Source organism: Limnoglobus sp. (genome assembly GCF_059499385.1).
Genome location: NZ_JCABYM010000006.1, coordinates 60,100 through 77,347 on the forward strand (window position 1 = coordinate 60,100; position 17,248 = coordinate 77,347).

Here is a 17,248-nt window from a genome sequence, read left to right on the forward strand (position 1 = left end):
CCCCCACGATCCCCAACACTGGCGGGCGGTTCATGCTCCTCGTTCAGCGACTCCGCGAGATCCAAGACCGACACGGCTTCCTGCCGGACGACGAGTTGCACAAGCTCTCGACCGACATCAACCTGCCGCTTCCGAAAATTCAGGAGGTGGTCAGCTTCTTCGCCCACTTCCGCCCGGAGTGGGACAAGCCGAAGAAGGTGGAAGCCTACGTCTGCCGGGACATGGCGTGCCACCTGAAGGGCGCGCCGGCGGTCGTGCAGGAGCTGAAACGGATCAGCCGGGACAACATCGACTGCCACATCGACGGCGTGTCCTGCCTCGGCCGGTGCGACCGCGCCCCGGCCCTGTTCATCAGCCGCCACGGCGACCACCACCATCACGGCGAGGGGGACGACACGCTCCACCAGGAGACGGTCGCGAAAGAACACAACAACCCGTTCGCGGAAGGGGACCGCAAGGGGACGTTCCACGAGTGGGTGTACGCCGGGCGGACGCCAAAGGAGTACGGGCAAATCCTCCAGACCGCGCTGGACGATGGCGAGGTGCCGATCCCGGATTGGGACTACACGTACAACGTGAACCGCAACGAGTGGCAGATCGACCCCTACGACAAGCCGGACGACTACTACGGGGCGGTGCGGGCGGTCGTGAAGGACATGCCGAACCCGGTCCCCTACGTTGCCGCACGCGTGCCGAAGGACGTGCCGGACAAGGACAAGCGGAAGTGGGAGGAGAAGTTCATCGCCGACCGCAACCCGTGGTTGCACAAGCTGCGGGTGTCGGAGTTGCTCGGGATGGGCGGGGCCGGGATGCTCGCCCACGCGAAGTGGAGCGCCGTCTGGCGGGAGGACCGGGACGAGAAGTACATCGTCTGCAACGGCGACGAGAGCGAACCCGGCACGTTCAAGGACCGCGAGCTGCTGCTCCGCAAGCCGCACCTCGTCGTCGAGGGCGTCATCCTCGCCGGGCTGATGACGAACGCCACGCGGGGGTTCATCTTCATCCGCCACGAGTACCCGGAACAGATCAAGGCGTGCCGCGCGGCCATCGCCGAGGCCGAGGCGATGGGGGCGTGCGGGACGAAAATCTTCGGCTCGAACCGCAACTTTCAGGTCGATGTCTTCGTCTCCCCCGGCGGGTACATCTGCGGCGAACAGACGGCGCTCATCGAGGCGATGGAGAGCCACCGGGCGCAACCGCGGAACCGGCCGCCGGAGTTGATGACGAACGGCCTGATGGACAAGCCGACGGTCGTGAACAACGTCGAGACGCTGGCGTGGACGCCGCGGATCATGACGAGCGGCGGCGACTGGTACCAGAACGCCGCGGACGGCGACTTCGTCGGCCGGCGGATCATCTCGATCAGCGGCGACCTGGTGAAGCCCGGCGTGTACGAGGTGAAGGTCAGCGACACCCTCCAGAAGGTGATCCAGTACGCCGGCGACTGCACCGGGACGCTGAAGGCCGTGGCCACGTCCGGCCCGTCCGGCGGCCTCCTGCCGATCCTGGTGACCGTCGCCGGGCAGTTCGCGGCCCGCCTGTCGGCGGCCGTGTCCGCGATCGACGACCCGGACGGCCAGCGGCTCCTGGTGAAGATGATCCGGTACGGCCTCCGCGACGCGGAGCAGCCGAAGGTGGCGATGGACCTGCCGAACGAGGTCGGCCCGTGCATCGAGCAACTCGCGGCGATGGAACAGGCCGGCAAGCGGTTCTTCTTCGACATCCGGAAGATGCCTCTGGACCTGAACCAGTTCAAGGCCATCGGCAAACTCCTCGGCGTCGGCATGGGGAAGGACGCCGACATGATGATCGGCGCGTCGATGGGCAAGTCCGCCGGCATGATGCTCGGCGCGGGGATCGTCGTGTACTCGAAGGAGGGCGCGCCGAACATGCTGGAGCACGCCCTGAACTTCACCGAGTTCTTCCGCAACGAGTCGTGCGGCAAGTGCGTGCCGTGCCGCCTCGGGTCGCAGAAGCTGGTGGAGATCGGCACAGACCTGCTCCACCGGACGACCCGCGGCACGCTCGCGAAGAAGAACAAGCGGGACGAGAACGGCCGGGAGCTGCCGGGGCTGTTGCAGCAGGCGTCGCTCATCAGCGACATGTCGCTGGCGATGGTGATGACCTCGATTTGCAGCCTGGGGCAAGTCGCGCCGAACCCGCTGATGACCGTGCTACAGTACTTCCAGCACGAAATCAAAACCGTGGAGTGACAAAGTAGTAGGCACACTCCGCGTGCCGTCTCGTTCATGCGCCCGGAGAGTTCGTCCGAGCCGCCGCGGTCGATAGCAAACGGCACACGGAGTGTGCCTACTACTATTGGAGTTCGATTCATGGCGATCTCACTCGACCTTTGGGACGCGTTCGGCGGCGGCCGGGACGCGGAAACGTCGTTCGCCCGCGACGAGGACGGCAACCTCATCCGCCGCGTCCAGGCCACGCAAAAGGACCTCAGCGAAAAGATCGACATCGTCATCGACGGGTTCGTCGTCAAGGACATGCCGCTGGCGACCGTCGTGAAGGACGCCCAGGGCGTGCCGCAGTTCGACCTCGACGGGCTACCGAAGCTCCGCAAGACGACGATCTACGACGCCGCCACCGAGTTGGTCCGCCGGGAGGCGTGGACGCAGGACGAACTCGAGCGCCGCATCCCGGTGCTGTGCCACCGCGAGCACCTGCACCCGGTCGCCGTCTGCCGGATGTGCTCCGTCCACGTCATCCGCAAGAAGCGGGGCGCGGGCGGCAAACTCATGCCGAACGACAAGCTCGTCCCGGCCTGCCAGTTCGAGATTCAGCCCGGCATGGTCGTCACCACCCGGTGCGGCCCGAACCCACCGAACTCCGAAAAGACGGGCCGCGACTTTACCGCCGAGGTGCTTCAGTCCATCTCCGTCCTTACCGAGTACCTCGTCGGCGACCACTACAAGCCGGACGACTCGCGGCGGAAGATTTTCACGAACGAACTCCGGTCCGTCGCGGAACACCTGAACATCGAGAACCCGCGGCCCGGCCTGCCGATCCGCCTCGACGGCGAGCGGCGGAGCCGCAACGCCGAGCGACACCCGAAGTCCCGGCCGACGATCCCCCTACCGGTCGTGTCGGACAAGTACGTCAGCCTGTCCGAAATGCCGGAGTCCGGGATCAACCCGAAGTTCCCGTACTCGTCCCGGACGGTCGCCGTGGACCACGACCGGTGCATCGTCTGCGACCGGTGCGTCCGGTCGTGTAACGACGTGCGGCCGTTCAAGGTCATCGGCCACACCGGGAAGGGCTACCTGACGCGGATCAGCTTCGACCTCGACGAGAACATGAACGACTCGAACTGCGTGCAGTGCGGGGAGTGCATGAACTCGTGCCCGACCGGTGCGTTGCAACTGAACCGCCGGATCGTCCCGATCGCCCTGCGGGAAGACCTCGGCCTCGTCGGTGTGGACGCGGAGACCGACCCACTGCTCGACGAGTTGGAGAACCCGAAGACGCCGATCAACGCGCGGGCCGTGTTCACTTCTACCACGACCGGCAAGTCCGCAACCGGATTCCTGTCCGCCGAGGAGATGCAGTCGCTCATCTTCCAGTACATCCCGAAGGACTCGCCGAAGCCGGACGAGTTCCAGCCGTTCCGGGACGTGCCGCTGTCGTACCTGCGGTGGAACGAGGGGGCGGTGCGGTATCGGAAGTTGAAGGAAGGCGACGAGATTTGCACCGAGGGGCACTACGCGAACACGGCGTTCTTCATCAAGTCCGGGAAGTTCGGCATCTGGAAGCGGGCCGAGGCGGTGAAGAAAGGTTCCCGCACCCCGCCCGGCCCCGGCGTGCAAAGCCCGTTCACGATCGAGGAGAAGCACACGATCATCGGCGAACTCGCGCCGCTGTCGAACCAGCCGCGGGTCGCGACGATCCGCGTCACGTCGCCGGAGGCGGAGGTGTACGAGGTCACGCGGAACCTGCTGGACATGGCCCAGCGGGCCGAGTCCGCGCGGGACGTACTCGGCCTCATCTACACGCGGAACGCGCTGTTCTCCTGCCTGGACCAGAAGAGCAACAACCCGGACGAGCCGACGCTGTTTGAGGGGCTGTCCGGCAAGGACAAGGCGGACGTGGTGAAGCTGCTCACCGAGGGCATCCGCGACGAGTCGAAAAAGCTGCCGGACACGGCCGGCCGCAAGGAGAAGGACGACGAGGGCCGGCGGATCGTTTACCCGTTACCGGACCCGGACGCGAACCTGCTGCGGGCGACGCTCCGCCGCTGCCAGCGGGACGAGAAGATCGTCATCGAGGGGGAACGGGCGCAGGACTTCTACATCATCCGGTACGGCACGACGAAGGTGTCGATCAAGGTCGAGGACCGCGAGGTCATCGTCGGCAAGCAGACGGAGAACGAGTACTTCGGTGAGGTCGCCCTCATGGAGGACGGCCGCCGCACGGCGACGATCACGGCGCTCGACACGGTCGAGTTGGTCCGTATCCCGAAGAAGTTGTTCCAGGAGATGATTAAACGCTTCCCGCCGATCCGGGAGAAGTTCGAGCAGGTCCGGAAGAAGCGGATGGCGAACACGCTGGTGGCGAAGCCGGTCGTCAACAACTACCTGTCGGACTACCTGAACCAGGGCCTCTACCAGGGCCGCAACCTGCTCGTGCTGGACCTGCACAGCTGCACCCGGTGCGACGAGTGTACGCGGGCCTGCGCCGACTCGCACGGCGACGGGTACAGCCGCCTGTTGCGGGAGGGGATGCGGTTCGGCCGGTTCCTGGTCGCGGCGTCGTGCCGGTCGTGCTACAAGCCGTACTGCATGGACGGCTGCCCGGTGGACGCGATCCACCGGTCCGGGACGGAGCTGCACATCAAGATCGACGACCACTGCATCCGGTGCGGCCAGTGCGAGCGGAACTGCCCCTACGGGGCGATCCAGATCCCGGACAAGAAGGAAGTGGACGCGAAGATCAGCATCGCGGACACGGCCGTGAACTGCGACAAGTGCCACGACCTCGTGCCGGAGGGGGCCGACCCGTTCTGCGTGGCCGCGTGCCCGCACGAGGCGGCGTTCCGCATGACCGGCCCGGACCTGTACCAACGGGTGACGAAGCAGACGATCCGGTGACTTCGACATATAGCGGTGGGCTTGCAACGTCATATAGCGGTGGGCTTGCCCACCGTGCGGGCCGAGTCTTCGAGGCCCGCACCACGCTGCCTCCCGCGGGGAACGGTCCGAGATCGCGGCAACGTTCCCGCGTGAGGAACGCCTTCACGCCCGCGGGTAGCAGATCGCGAAGGGAGGAACGTCGCCGTGGGAGGAACGCCCACGCGGTTTCTCGAAGACTCGAACCCGCACGGTGGGCAAGCCCACCGCTATATGTCCTCGTCCTGCGGGAACTGCACCTGGGCCAGCTTCGCGAACGGGTCGTGGCCGCGGGTGAACGCCAACTCGACGGCGGCCGTGCGGCTCACCCGCACCCGCATCCGCTTCACCGGCTCCGGGAACAGCTCGCCGTCGCAGTACGCCTGGAGCGGCCGCTTGCTCGGGTCGATCGTCTCCAGCACCACCTCCGCGTCCATCGGGATCACGGCCGGCCGCCAGAACGTCGGCCGCAGCACGTTCGACCCCACGAGGAGCAGCACGCCGGTGTTCAGCGGGACCGGCGGCGCGCCCATCGCGCGGGCGTAGGACGTGGAGCCGGCGGCCGTGGAGACGAGCACGCCGTCGCCGACGAGTTTCTTGATCCGCTCCTCGCCGTTGATCGTCACCTTCACCCACGCCGTCTGGCCGGTGGACCGCTCGACCCACGCCTCGTTGAACGCGATCGCCTCCTGCCGCCCGCCACCCACGAACTCGACCTCCACCTGCAACAGCGGCAGGTGGTAGAGCAGCAACTCCTCCTTCCAAAACGTCGTCACGTCCCGGCCGCTGAGGAGGAACCCGAGGCCGCCGGTGTTGATGCCGTAGAACGGCAGCCGCTCCCGCCAGTGCTTGCGGATGGCCCGCAGCATCGTCCCGTCGCCGCCGACGGCGACGACCATCTCCGGGTCGCCGTTCGTGTACGGGGCGAGCAACTCGCCGATGTTCCGGGACGTTTCCTTCCATTCGTCCACGAACATCTCGAACGTCGCGTGCGCCGGCCGGAACGTGGCCCGGTCGTTGTTCGGCACGTCGGAGTAGAGCCGGTGGCGGCGGATGTAGGCGTACACGTTCGGGCGGAGGTGTTCGCCCGCGGACTCCTCGCCCTGGTTGAGCATCATCCGCACCGTTTGACTCGGCAGGTACGGGTCGTGCTCGACGACGCGGTGGTGCGGCGGCAAGTCGGCCGCGTCCATCGGCTCGCCCCGCTCGCGGAGGACGATGAACCCGACGGACTTCCACTGCTCCTCGCCCCGCTCCCATTCGCGGTGGATCATCGACGCGCGGGTCGCCCCGCCGCGGACCCAGTCCGCGGAGATGACGTGCCAGAACTCGACCCCTTCCGCCTGGTAGCGGTCGGTCAGGTGCGCGGGCGGACTGTGGCTGTTCTGTTCGAGGTCGGTCAGATCGACGGTCAGTTTCTTCAACCCGCGGAAGTGCAGGTCGCTCATCGTGGCCCGGTGGACGGGCAGGCTGTCCGGCACGGCCGACGGCTTCGGCCGCGGGCCGGACGGCACGACGATGACCCGGTCGAACTGCTCGACGAGCTTCTCGGCAATCGTGCGGTGGTGCAGCGTCGGCGGGTCGAACGGGGCGTGGTACACCGCGAGCCGTATGGTCATGAGGCCGAGCACCTGCGAGCGGATGTGGGTCCGCTCGCATTGTATCGGCCCCGACCGGAAAGGCTTACTCTCCCCCCTGGGACCGCGGGCGTCCCGCCCGCCCACCTTCCCCGGTGGCGGGGACCCGTCTTACGGGGCTGGGGCCGTGGCGGGCGGGACCCCGCGGTCCCAGGACGGCCACCTTCTTGGAACGGCTTACTCGTGCCCTTCGCCGCCGCCGGTCTTCTTCTCGTGCTTCGCCTCGCGGATCGCCTTCTTCACCGGCATCAGCGCGACCACGTCGGTCACCCGGCGGCCTTCCGCGTTGTACTTCGGGAGGAACGCCATCTGGTGCGTCGGCGCGTCGTGGAAGTAGCCGAGGAAGACGCGGCCCGGCCGCCGGCCGAACCCGACGTAGTCCCAACCGAACGTGCCGTCCTGCACGCCGGGGCCGTCGCCGTGGACGAGCCGCCCGCCGCCGACGTACCCGCCGGCTTGGTGGGGGGTGATGCCCCCGATCGCGAGCCGCGAGTACGGCTTGACCGTGCCGGTCCCCTCCGGCGTGTGCCGGGCGGGGATGTGGAACGTCGTCGTCCGGGCCGCGAACGGCTCCTTTTCTTCGGCGACCGAAGTGCCGCACGCGGCGGTGACGAGGGCGAACGCGGCCAGGGTGCGCATGGTCGATCCTCCGGGATACCAAACGGTATCGGCCGGCGCGGGGCCGGCCGACCACGTTTTTTCCCCAGAGTAGTAGGCACACTCCGTGTGCCGTCTCGTTCATGCCCCCAGAGAGTTCGCGCCCGGGTCGCTGCGACCGACAGCAGACGGCACACGGCGTGTGCCTACTACTATCAACCTTCCGGGTTCCGCAGGTTCTTCGCGTACGGGACGCGGATGCCGCGGATGAACAGTTCGTCCACCCGGAGCAGCTCGTTCGGCACGCCGAAGTTCCGGCTGCCGGCGTCCGTGACCACGTCGTCCTGATCGACGCCGTCGCCGGACACGCCGAACCCGCCGACGAGGCGGCCGTTCTTGTACAGTGGCGCGGAGCCGGGGAAGAACACGATCCCGTTCTGCCGGGTGATGTTGTTCGGGTCGCGGAAGTTCGTGCCGGGGTTGAACGAGTCGTTGCCGACGACGCTCGTGAACTGCGACGCCGGGGCGCGGGGGCCGACCTGCAGGCCGGTAAACCGGTCGATGCCGATGTCGTCGTTCAACTGCGAGAACGGGGCCGGGTTCGTGCCGTCGATGCCGATCGGGAACCGCGGCTCGCCGAGGTAGCGGAAGCTGCGGTTCGTGAACGCCGTGCCGAGCGGGGTGTCGTCGATCCGGTCGATCGCCTGGAGCGTGTCGGCGTCGGCGTAGTAGGCGACGTTGCGGGCCTTCGCCACGGCCACGTCGATGGAGAAGATGGTCGCGTCCGGCTGGCGGTACAGCCCGAGGATGCGGCCGGTCTTGTCCGCGACGGCGAACACCATCCGCGCCCGGTTGCCGAGCGGCAGCCGGATGGCCGCCCGCGTCGCGTCCGCCTGGGCGATGCCGCGGGTGATGATGTCCTCGACCTCGGCGGCGGTGATGCCGTCCCCGTCGTGCGGGGTGACGAGCCACCCCTCCGGCACGCGGAGGCCGTTGCGGAGGAAGAGCGGGTCGTTCGTCAGGCCGTCGTCGTTCGCGTCCGCGTCCACGACCTGGTTCGCGCCGCTGTTCGGGTCGCCCTGGCCGATCGCGTTGCCGAGTTCGAGCAGCTTCCGGATGCCTTCCGTCGGAATCCCTTCGCCGAAGATTTCGAGATTGATGCCGACGAGGTAGATGCTGTTCAGCCTCAACCGGGCGAGCAGGTCGAGGACCGGCTGGACGGCGATCCCGTCCGGCAGCGCGACGCCGCCGAGGTTGGCGACGCCGCCGATGGCCGCGAACGCGATGTACTCGGCCTCCAACGTGCGGTCCGGCCGCGTCGGGTCGAACGTCGAGGACCGCGAAGAATTCTCCTCCGTCGCGTACCCGGTGCGGCCGGGGAAGAACACGCCGAGGCCGCCGACGACCTGACCGTTCTTGAGGATCGGCACGCCGCCGGGCAGCGTCGCGATGCCGCGGGACTGCGCGCCGGGCAGCAGCCCGGACTCGAACCCGTAGGAGTCCGGCGGGAACAGGTCCTGGCCGTCCGGCACGAAGGCGTCTTCCAGGTCGAACCGCTGCGTCAACCGGATGTCGTCGGCCGTGCCCTTGATCCGGTCCGGGCCGACGTGGAACGTGCCGTCCCGGTTCGTGTGCTCGATCTGGAACAGGTCCACCTGCGGGGTGAACGCCGTGCCCCGCGGGAAGTGGCCGCCGATGGCCGTGTTCGCCACGAAGCCGGGGCCGCGAACCGTCGAGTTCGGGTCCGTGACGTTCGGGTTGGACTCGACTTCGCGTTGGGTGATCGTGCTCTGCGAGATGTTCTCGATGGTCCGGGAGGTCAGCGGGGCGGCGTTGTTGCCGAAGAACGCCCCGGTCCGGGCCTTCGCCAGCGCGCCGTCGATGGCGAAGACCAGCTGCGCCGGGTCGCCGGTGATGGCCGGATCGACCAGCCCCTCGACGCGGACGCCGAGGATGCGGCCGTTGCGGTCGGTGATGACGATTATGGCGTCCTGCGTGGACGACGCGGCCGCGGCCCGGCGGAGCAGCGCGTCCACGTCGGCGGCCGTCAGCGTCGCCTGCGGCAGGCCGAGCGCGTTGTCCCCGAACTGGACCGTCCCCTCGCGGACGAAGTGCGTGTTCGGGTTCGCGCCGATCACGGTGTCGTTGACCTTCACCCGCGTCAGGTTGTTCGTCCCCGCCCCGGCGTCGAACGTGTTCGCCCCGAGGCCGCCCTTCAGCACGTCGTCCCCGTCCCCGCCGAGGAGCGTGTTCATCGCCCCGCCGCCGCTGAGCCGGTCGCTCCCGGCCCCGCCGTCGAGAACGGCGTTGGTGAGGATGTGCTGATCGACCTTGACCGCGTCGTCGCCGGCCCCGGCCTGGACTTCGATGCTCGTGACGGTCGCGGCGGACGCGCGGCCGACCTCCACGCCGGCCTCGGCGACGACCAGGTCCGTCCCGTCGCGGAAGATGGTGATGCGATTGTCCGCGGCGTCGCCGACGACCAGGAGCGCGCCGCCGGTCTGGCTGACGATCACGGCCGGCTGCTCGCGGCCTTCCAGCTGCTCCGCCTTCATTCTCGTGTTCATGCCCCGCCCCCGTGCCCGGACGAATTCGCGATTCATCCCTAACAATCGGCAACCTCGCGCGGGGAATCCGGTCGAAACGCCAACTTTGAGTGAAGCGCGGCCGTCGGCCGCGACCCTGGGCGGGGTGGGCAACGCCGCACCTCCCCCAGCTTGCCCGACAGGAACAACCGGTGCTTTCCTCATGTTCGCGCATCCGGACGCCGATATTCCTGGGGAGCTACGCCGTTCGACTGAAGGGCGATCAGCGTGTCCGGCCGGCCAACCCGCGGCCGGGCGCGGGGGAGAACGTGATGACGAAACAAGCGCGACTCCGGTTCCTTTCCCTCGCGTCCGCGCTCGGGTTCACGAACCTCGCGTTCGGCCAGGCCGCCCCGCCCGCCCCGCGGCCGGACGTGCCGACGGTCCAGATCAAGCTCGACGACCCGACGAAGCCCCGCGACCCGTCGCAACGACCGCTGGAGCCGACGCCCCCGGCCGGGGCGGTCCCGGTGAGCGCGACCGACGTGCTCGTCGCCCCGCCGTTCGACCCGCCGCTCGGGTTCAGCGGGCCGAGTTCCGTCATCCCGCGGAGCGGGGCGGACGCCGAGTTCGTGCCGCTGGAGGACCGGTGGCGGATCGGCTACCCGCGGTGGGACCGGTACGGCAACGAGCAGAAGACGATCGCCGACTCCGCGTTCCGCCTCGGCCGGTTCATCGACCCGTACAACCTGAACGTGCTGAAGGGTGACTACCCGATCATCGGGCAACACACGTTCCTGAACGTGACGGCCACCACGGTCGGCATCTTCGAGGGCCGGCAGATCCCGACCGCGACGACGCCGTTCGAGAGCACCGCGCGACCGTTCCAGTTCGAGAACTTCGGCCGGCCTAACCAGTTCCTGTACTCGCAACTGACGACGTTCTCGTTCGACCTGTTCCACGGCGACACGGCGGCGTTCAAGCCGATGGACTGGCGGGTGAAGGTGACGCCGGCGTTCAACGTCAACTTCATCGACGTGGACGAGTTGGCCGTCGTCAGCCCGGACGTGCGGAAGGGGACGCAGCGGGGCCGGACGTGGGCGACGCTCCAGGAAGGGTTCGGCGAAGTGAAGCTGGCGGACATCAGCTCGGAGTACGACTTCGTGTCGCTGCGGGCCGGGATTCAGCCGTTCAGCTCGGACTTCCGCGGGTTCATCTTTAGCGACGTGAACCGGGCCGTCCGCCTGTTCGGGACGCGGAACGGGAACCGGGACCAGTTCAACCTCGCGTTTTTCCGGCAACTGGAGAAGGAGACGAACAGCGGCCTCAACACGTTCGAGGACCGGGACCAGAACGTCCTGATCGCGAACTACTACCGGCAGGACTTCGGGTTCCCCGGCTACACGTTCCAGACGAGCGTGCATTACAACAACGACGGCCCGGACAACCTGCTGGACCGCAACCGGTTCCGCGTCCGCCCGGACGCGGTCGGGATCGCGCAGCCGCACCGGGTCGAGGTCGCGTACCTCGGGTTCGCGGGGGACGGGCACATCGACCGGTTCAACGTGTCGCACGCGTTCTACTGGGCCGTCGGCCGGGACAGCAACAACTCGCTGGCCGGGAAGCCGCAGTCGATCAGCGCGCAGATGGCCGCGCTGGAGCTGTCCTACGACCGGGACTGGGCGCGGTTCCGCGTGTCCGGCCTGTGGGCGTCCGGCGACAACAACATCTCCAACGGCCGCGCGACCGGGTTCGACAGCATCCTGGACAACACCGTGTTCGCCGGGGAGAACAGCTTCTACAACCGGCAGAACATCCCGCTATTCGGGGTGCAGTTGGTGCAGCGGAACAGCCTGTTCAACGGCCTCCGATCGAGCAAGATTCAAGGGCAGACGAACTTCGTGAACCCCGGCCTGGAGCTGTTGAACTTCGGGTTCGACGCCGACATCACGCCGCGGTTCCGGGTCGTGAACAACGTGAACTTCCTCTGGTTCAACAAGACGGCGGTGCTGGAGCAGTTCGTCTATCAGCGGAAGATCGACCGCGACATCGGCACGGACTTCAGCACGTCGGTCGAGTACCGGCCGATCCTAAACAACAACGTCATCATCCTCGGCGGCGTCTCGGCGCTCGTGCCGGGCGGCGGGTTCCGGCAGCTCTACAACCGGCAGTTCGGCAGCGTCAACACGCTCGGCTCGGCGTTCCTCGAAGTGGTGCTGACGTACTAAACCGGCGACCGCGCCCGGCGGCGGATATGATGACCTCCGACTTCGGCCCGGACTCGGAGGTTTTTTCGTTTCCCCCCTCCGCCGGTGTCACGATGACCGCTCCCGCGAACGTCCTCGTTGTGAACGCCGGGTCGTCCACGGTAAAGTTCGCCTTGTTCGAGTCGGCGAAGCGTGTGATCTCGGACACGATCCAACGTGCGAAGGGCGACTCCGGCTCCGACGAACTGATGCGAAAACTGACCGGCAGACGGGTCGATGCGGTGGGCCATCGCGTCGTCCACGGAGGGGCGAAGTTCACCACGCCCGTCATCGTGACGCCGGACGTGCTGGCCGAGATCGAGTCGCTGTCGGCCCTCGCGCCGTTGCACAACCCGCCGGCCGTCGAGTTGATCCGCACGGCAACGCGGGCGTGGCCCGGCGTGCCGCAGGTCGCGTGCTTCGACACGGCGTTCCACGCCACGCTGCCGCGGGTCGAGCAGACGTTCGGCATCCCGCGGCGGTTCTTCGACCAGGGCGTCCGCCGCTACGGGTTCCACGGCCTCTCCTACGAGTTCGTCGCCGGCCAACTCCCGCGCGTTTCGGAGCGGGCCGCGAGCGGCAGGACGGTCGTGTGTCACCTCGGCAACGGCGCGAGCCTCTGTGGGATGCGCGAAGGAAAAAGTCAGACGACGACGATGGGGTTCACGCCGCTCGACGGCCTGCTGATGGCGACCCGGCCCGGCCGCCTCGACCCCGGCGTGGTGCTGCATCTGTTGAAGACGGGTCTGTCCGTCGAGCAGGTCGAGAACGTCCTCGAACACGAATCCGGGTTGCTCGGTGTGTCGGGAGTTTCACCCGACATCCGCAAGTTGCTCGCGTCGTCCACCCCAGTCGCGGCGGAAGCCGTCGGGTTGTTCTGCCACGTCGTTGCGAAGGAAATCGCGTCCGCCGCGGCGGTCCTAGGCGGTCTCGACGCGCTCGTCTTCACAGCGGGCATTGGCGAGAACTCGCCCGCCGTTCGGCACTCCGTCTGCGAGCAACTCGGCTGGCTCGGCGTGAAACTCGATGAGAGCCAGAACGAACAGCACGCCGACCGGTTGCACGATTCCACGAGCGCCGTCGAAGTCTACCGCCTCGCGACGGACGAGGAGTCGGTCATCGCCCGTCACACCGCCACCCTGCTGGGAGGAACGACGCCATGAGCGGCCCGCTGTCGAACGACGAGCTGACGAAGCTGGACGCCTACTGGCGGGCGGCGAACTACCTGTCCGTCGGGCAAATCTACCTCTTCGACAACCCGCTGCTCCGCGAGCCGCTGACCCGCGACCACGTCAAGCCGCGGCTGCTCGGCCACTGGGGCACGACGCCGGGGCTGAACTTCGTCTACGCGCACCTCAACCGGGTCATCAAACGGGACGACCTTAACGTCCTCTACATTTGCGGCCCCGGCCACGGCGGGCCGGGGATGGTCGCGAACACGTACCTCGAAGGGACGTACACCGAGGTCTACCCCGAGGTGACGCAGGACGCGGCCGGGATGAAGCGGCTGTTCAAGCAGTTCAGCTTCCCCGGCGGCATCCCGTCGCACGCCGCCCCGGAGACGCCGGGCTCCATCCACGAAGGGGGCGAACTCGGGTACGCCCTGTCGCACGCGTTCGGGGCCGTCTTCGACAACCCGGACCTGATCGGCGCGGCCGTCGTCGGCGACGGGGAGGCGGAGACCGGCCCGCTCGCGACCGGCTGGCACGGGAACAAGTTCCTCAACCCGGTCCGCGACGGTTCGGTGCTGCCGATCCTTCACCTCAACGGGTACAAGATCGCGAACCCGACGCTGATGTCCCTGATGCCGCACGACGAGTTGAAGGCGCTGCTCGTCGGGTATGGGTACGAGCCGCACTTCGTCGAAGGGTCCGATCCGACGACGATGCACCAACTCATGGCCGCCACGATGGACGCCGTCGTGAAGCGCATCCGCGACATTTGGAATGAGGCCCGCACCAAGGGGTTCAACGGTCGCCCGCGGTGGCCGATGATCGTGCTGCGGTCGCCGAAGGGCTGGACGTGCCCGCACGAGATCGACGGCAAGGTCGTCGAGGATTCGTGGCGGTCGCACCAGGTCCCGATGGGCGACGCCCGCAAGCCGGACCACGTCAAGGTTCTCGAAGGGTGGATGAAGTCGTACCGGCCGGACGAACTGTTCGACGAAAAGGGGCGGTTGAAGCCGGAGCTGTCGGCCCTCGCGCCGACCGGCGACCGGCGGATGGGGGCGAACCCGCACGCCAACGGCGGGTTGCTGCTGAAGGAACTGAAGCTCCCGAACTTCCGCGACTACGCCGTCGCCGTACCGGAACCAGGCGCGCCCGAGGTCGAGGCGACGCGGGTGCAGGGGAAGTTCATCCGCGACGTGATGAAGCTGAACCTGTACGCGAAGAACTTCCGCGTCGTCAGCCCGGACGAGAACGCGTCGAACCGTTGGCAGGACGTGTTCGAGGTGACGAAGCGGTGCTACGTCGATCCGGTCCCGGCGAACGCCGAGCAGACCTCGCCGGACGGCCGCGTGCTGGAAGTCCTGAGCGAGCACCAGTGCCAGGGGTGGCTGGAGGGCTACCTGCTCACCGGCCGGCACGGGTTTTTCAACTGCTACGAGGCGTTCATCCACATCGTCGATAGCATGTTCAACCAGCACGCGAAGTGGCTGAAGGTGTGCAACCACATCCCGTGGCGGAAGCCGATCGCGTCGCTGAACTACCTGCTCACGTCGCACGTCTGGCGGCAGGACCACAACGGGTTCAGCCACCAGGACCCCGGCTTCCTCGACCACGTCGTCAACAAGAAGGCGAGCGTCATCCGCGTCTACCTGCCGCCGGACGCCAACACGCTGCTCAGCGTGACCGACCACTGCCTTCGGACGAAGAACTACGTGAACGTGATCGTCGCCGGGAAGCAGTCGGCCCCGCAGTGGCTCGACATGGCCGCGGCCGAGAAGCACTGCGCCGCCGGCCTCGGCGTCTGGGAGTGGGCGAGCAATGACGCCGGCAAGCCGGACGTGGTCCTCGGCTGCTGCGGCGACGTGCCGACGCTGGAGACGCTCGCGGCCGCCGAGTTCCTCCGCGAGCACCTGCCGGACCTGCGGGTGCGCGTCGTGAATGTGGTCGATTTGATGAAACTTCAGTCGGCCAGCGAACACCCGCACGGGCTGAGTGACGACGGGTTCGACGCGCTGTTCACGACGACCGCGCCGATCATCTTCGCGTTCCACGGCTACCCGTGGCTCATCCACCGGCTGACGTACCGCCGCCGCGGGCACGGCAACCTACACGTCCGCGGGTACAAGGAGGAAGGCACGACCACGACGCCGTTCGACATGGTCGTGATGAACGACCTGGACCGGTTCAAGCTGGCGCTCGACGTGATCGACCGCGTCCCCGGCCTGGCGGCGAAGGCGGGGCCGGTGGCGGAGTTGCTCCGCGAGAAGCGGGCGGCGCACGAGGCGTACATCGCCGACGCCGGCGAGGACATGCCCGAAATCCGCGACTGGAAGTGGCGGGGGTAATCGCCCTGACTTCCGAAGTCCGGCTTCGACTTCGGAAGTCGATCCCGCTCAGGCGCTTTCCCCTCGTTAGCAACCGCCTCTCCTTCCGCTTCGACTTCCGAAGTCGAAGCCGGACTTCGGAAGTCAGGTACGTCTCGTCCGCAACCGCTCGAACGCCGCCTTCCCCTGCTCGATCGCCGCGTCGTTTCCCTCGATAGACGGCGGCGTACCGGCCCGCGGGTAGACCGGCCGCCGCTGTTGCGGGTACGCTTCCGTTCGCAGGTGGCTCATCATGTGGTGGCCGGCCCGCCGCTCCCGCTCGGCCCTCAGCGCGTCGATGTCGATCCCCGCGACGACGATCTTTTCCCCCGGCCCCGGATCGGCTTGCGCGAGAATGCGGCCGTCGAAATCGACAATCATGCTGCCGCCCGGCCACGAGAACGGCGGGTAGTTGTCGGCGCTCGCGGCCTGGTTCGCGGCCACGACGTAGGCCATGTTCTCCAGCGCCCGGCAGCGGTTCACCACCGTCCACCAGTCCATCGGCGGCGTCGCCCCCCACGGGTCCATGTACGCCGACACGCGGACCAGCACCTCCGCCCCGTTGAGCGTCAGCTCCCGCAGCACCTCCGGGAACAGCCAGTCGTAGCAGATGGCCGCGCCGATCCGCCCGATCTCCGTGTCCGCGACCGGGAACAGCGGGTCCGGGAAGTCCGCGAGGTCGTGCGGGCTGGTGTGGACCTCCCACGGAATCCACGGGTTCACTTTCCGGTACTTGTAGAGCAAGCCGTCCGGCGAAATCAGGCAGGTCGTGTTGAACACGTGGCCGGGGAACCGCGTATTGGACTCGAGGAAGCTGCCGGTCTGGATGAAGACGCCGTGTTCCTTGCAAAACTCGTGGTACCGGTCGGTGTGTTCGTTCGGGACCGGCACGGCGAGCTTGTCGTGTAGCTCCTCGGCCGTCAGGTAGACCGGGGCGGCGTGGCCGAACTCCGGGAAGGCGATGAGCCGCACGTCGCCGAACGGCCGGTAGCCGAGGACGGCCCGCTCGGCCATCGTGAGCATGTGCGACGTGCGGGTCGCGATCTCCGACCGGTGGGTCGGGTTCGGTTGGTCGAGCTGGCACGCGGCGGCGAGGTAGCGACGGGGGGACGGCATGGCGGTTCCTGAGAAAATGATGATTGACTGTCCTACGCCGGGGGTTACCATCTAGATCGTAGGCTCGACTCGCAAGGCCATGACTCACGCGCTCTCCAACCTGGGTCGGTTCGCGGTCGCGACGGTTCTCGTCGCGGCGTGGGCGTTCGCGTCCCCCGGCGTCGCGACGGCCGGGTGCGGCGAGCCGATGCTGACGCTGAGCCACGCCGCGCCGGACGACGCGGACCCGGTCGCCCCGAAGCCGTGTCACGGCCCAAATTGTTCGGCTTCTCCTGCCCCGACCGATCTACCCCCCTCGGCCCCATCCGGTCCCGCTCCGTCGTCTCAAGAGTGGGCGGCGGCCGTCGCGCCGTTCCTCATGAACCTGACCCGCGACTTCACCTCGGCCATTCCCGACTCGTTCGGCGAGCCTGTCGCTTCGCCATCACTTCCGTTCCACCCGCCGCGGTCCCGCTAACGCCCCTCGATTCTTCGCAAA

General features: G+C 67.7%; 10 protein-coding genes. 6 read left to right on the plus strand and 4 right to left on the minus strand.

What is annotated here, in order from left to right; all coding sequences use genetic code 11:
* The first annotated feature begins 32 nt into the window (after nucleotides 1–32).
* Complete coding sequence (locus AC5JJ2_RS00490) at nucleotides 33–2,213, plus strand: NADH-ubiquinone oxidoreductase-F iron-sulfur binding region domain-containing protein (protein WP_495855995.1); 2,181 nt, start codon at nucleotides 33–35, stop codon at nucleotides 2,211–2,213.
* Between the two features lie 120 nt (nucleotides 2,214–2,333).
* Nucleotides 2,334–5,099 carry a cyclic nucleotide-binding domain-containing protein gene (locus AC5JJ2_RS00495; protein ID WP_495855996.1) on the plus strand — a complete coding sequence of 922 codons (2,766 nt, stop codon included), beginning with the start codon at nucleotides 2,334–2,336 and terminating at the stop codon, nucleotides 5,097–5,099.
* Between the two features lie 248 nt (nucleotides 5,100–5,347).
* Here AC5JJ2_RS00495 and AC5JJ2_RS00500 read toward each other — a convergent pair whose 3' ends face one another.
* The 3 genes from AC5JJ2_RS00500 to AC5JJ2_RS00510 all read right to left on the minus strand — a co-directional run bounded on the left by AC5JJ2_RS00500 (nucleotide 5,348) and on the right by AC5JJ2_RS00510 (nucleotide 9,918).
* A complete protein-coding gene (locus AC5JJ2_RS00500; RefSeq protein ID WP_495855997.1) occupies nucleotides 5,348–6,736 on the minus strand; it encodes an NAD(+)/NADH kinase in 1,389 nt (462 codons plus the stop codon).
* Between the two features lie 195 nt (nucleotides 6,737–6,931).
* Complete coding sequence (locus AC5JJ2_RS00505; protein WP_495855998.1) at nucleotides 6,932–7,393, minus strand: hypothetical protein; 462 nt, start codon at nucleotides 7,391–7,393, stop codon at nucleotides 6,932–6,934.
* Nucleotides 7,394–7,566: 173 nt separating this feature from the next.
* Nucleotides 7,567–9,918 (minus strand): heme-binding protein, encoded by a 2,352-nt coding sequence (locus tag AC5JJ2_RS00510; RefSeq protein ID WP_495855999.1) that lies wholly within the window; start codon nucleotides 9,916–9,918, stop codon nucleotides 7,567–7,569.
* A 290-nt stretch (nucleotides 9,919–10,208) separates the two neighbouring features.
* Here AC5JJ2_RS00510 and AC5JJ2_RS00515 point away from each other — a divergent pair, with 290 nt between their 5' ends.
* From AC5JJ2_RS00515 to AC5JJ2_RS00525, 3 genes are all read left to right on the plus strand, one after another.
* Nucleotides 10,209–12,104: a hypothetical protein gene (locus AC5JJ2_RS00515; RefSeq protein WP_495856000.1), complete on the plus strand. Its 1,896-nt coding sequence runs from the start codon at nucleotides 10,209–10,211 to the stop codon at nucleotides 12,102–12,104.
* A gap of 92 nt (nucleotides 12,105–12,196) precedes the next feature.
* Nucleotides 12,197–13,285, plus strand: a complete 1,089-nt coding sequence (locus AC5JJ2_RS00520) for an acetate/propionate family kinase (RefSeq protein WP_495856001.1) — start codon at nucleotides 12,197–12,199, stop codon at nucleotides 13,283–13,285.
* Nucleotides 13,282–15,636: a phosphoketolase family protein gene (locus AC5JJ2_RS00525; RefSeq protein ID WP_495856002.1), complete on the plus strand. Its 2,355-nt coding sequence runs from the start codon at nucleotides 13,282–13,284 to the stop codon at nucleotides 15,634–15,636. Before AC5JJ2_RS00520 ends, AC5JJ2_RS00525 begins: the two co-directional genes overlap by 4 nt.
* Nucleotides 15,637–15,759: 123 nt before the next feature.
* On the opposite strand, the gene AC5JJ2_RS00530 is transcribed toward AC5JJ2_RS00525, so the two are convergent.
* The gene (locus tag AC5JJ2_RS00530; RefSeq protein ID WP_495856003.1) at nucleotides 15,760–16,770 is read right to left on the minus strand and encodes a nitrilase-related carbon-nitrogen hydrolase; all 1,011 of its coding nucleotides are present in this window, start codon (nucleotides 16,768–16,770) and stop codon (nucleotides 15,760–15,762) included.
* Nucleotides 16,771–16,849: 79 nt separating this feature from the next.
* Here AC5JJ2_RS00530 and AC5JJ2_RS00535 point away from each other — a divergent pair, with 79 nt between their 5' ends.
* Complete coding sequence (locus AC5JJ2_RS00535) at nucleotides 16,850–17,227, plus strand: hypothetical protein (RefSeq protein WP_495856004.1); 378 nt, start codon at nucleotides 16,850–16,852, stop codon at nucleotides 17,225–17,227.
* Nucleotides 17,228–17,248: the final 21 nt, after the last annotated feature.

Excerpts from the sequence above, each read along its gene's own strand:
- AC5JJ2_RS00490 (WP_495855995.1), top strand. The coding sequence starts at position 33 with ATGCTCCTCGTTCAGCGACTCCGCGAGATCCAAGACCGACACGGCTTC.
- AC5JJ2_RS00495 (WP_495855996.1), top strand. The coding sequence starts at position 2,334 with ATGGCGATCTCACTCGACCTTTGGGACGCGTTCGGCGGCGGCCGGGAC.
- AC5JJ2_RS00500 (WP_495855997.1), bottom strand. The coding sequence starts at position 6,736 with ATGACCATACGGCTCGCGGTGTACCACGCCCCGTTCGACCCGCCGACG.
- AC5JJ2_RS00505 (WP_495855998.1), bottom strand. The coding sequence starts at position 7,393 with ATGCGCACCCTGGCCGCGTTCGCCCTCGTCACCGCCGCGTGCGGCACT.
- AC5JJ2_RS00510 (WP_495855999.1), bottom strand. The coding sequence starts at position 9,918 with ATGAACACGAGAATGAAGGCGGAGCAGCTGGAAGGCCGCGAGCAGCCG.
- AC5JJ2_RS00515 (WP_495856000.1), top strand. The coding sequence starts at position 10,209 with ATGACGAAACAAGCGCGACTCCGGTTCCTTTCCCTCGCGTCCGCGCTC.
- AC5JJ2_RS00520 (WP_495856001.1), top strand. The coding sequence starts at position 12,197 with ATGACCGCTCCCGCGAACGTCCTCGTTGTGAACGCCGGGTCGTCCACG.
- AC5JJ2_RS00525 (WP_495856002.1), top strand. The coding sequence starts at position 13,282 with ATGAGCGGCCCGCTGTCGAACGACGAGCTGACGAAGCTGGACGCCTAC.
- AC5JJ2_RS00530 (WP_495856003.1), bottom strand. The coding sequence starts at position 16,770 with ATGCCGTCCCCCCGTCGCTACCTCGCCGCCGCGTGCCAGCTCGACCAA.
- AC5JJ2_RS00535 (WP_495856004.1), top strand. The coding sequence starts at position 16,850 with ATGACTCACGCGCTCTCCAACCTGGGTCGGTTCGCGGTCGCGACGGTT.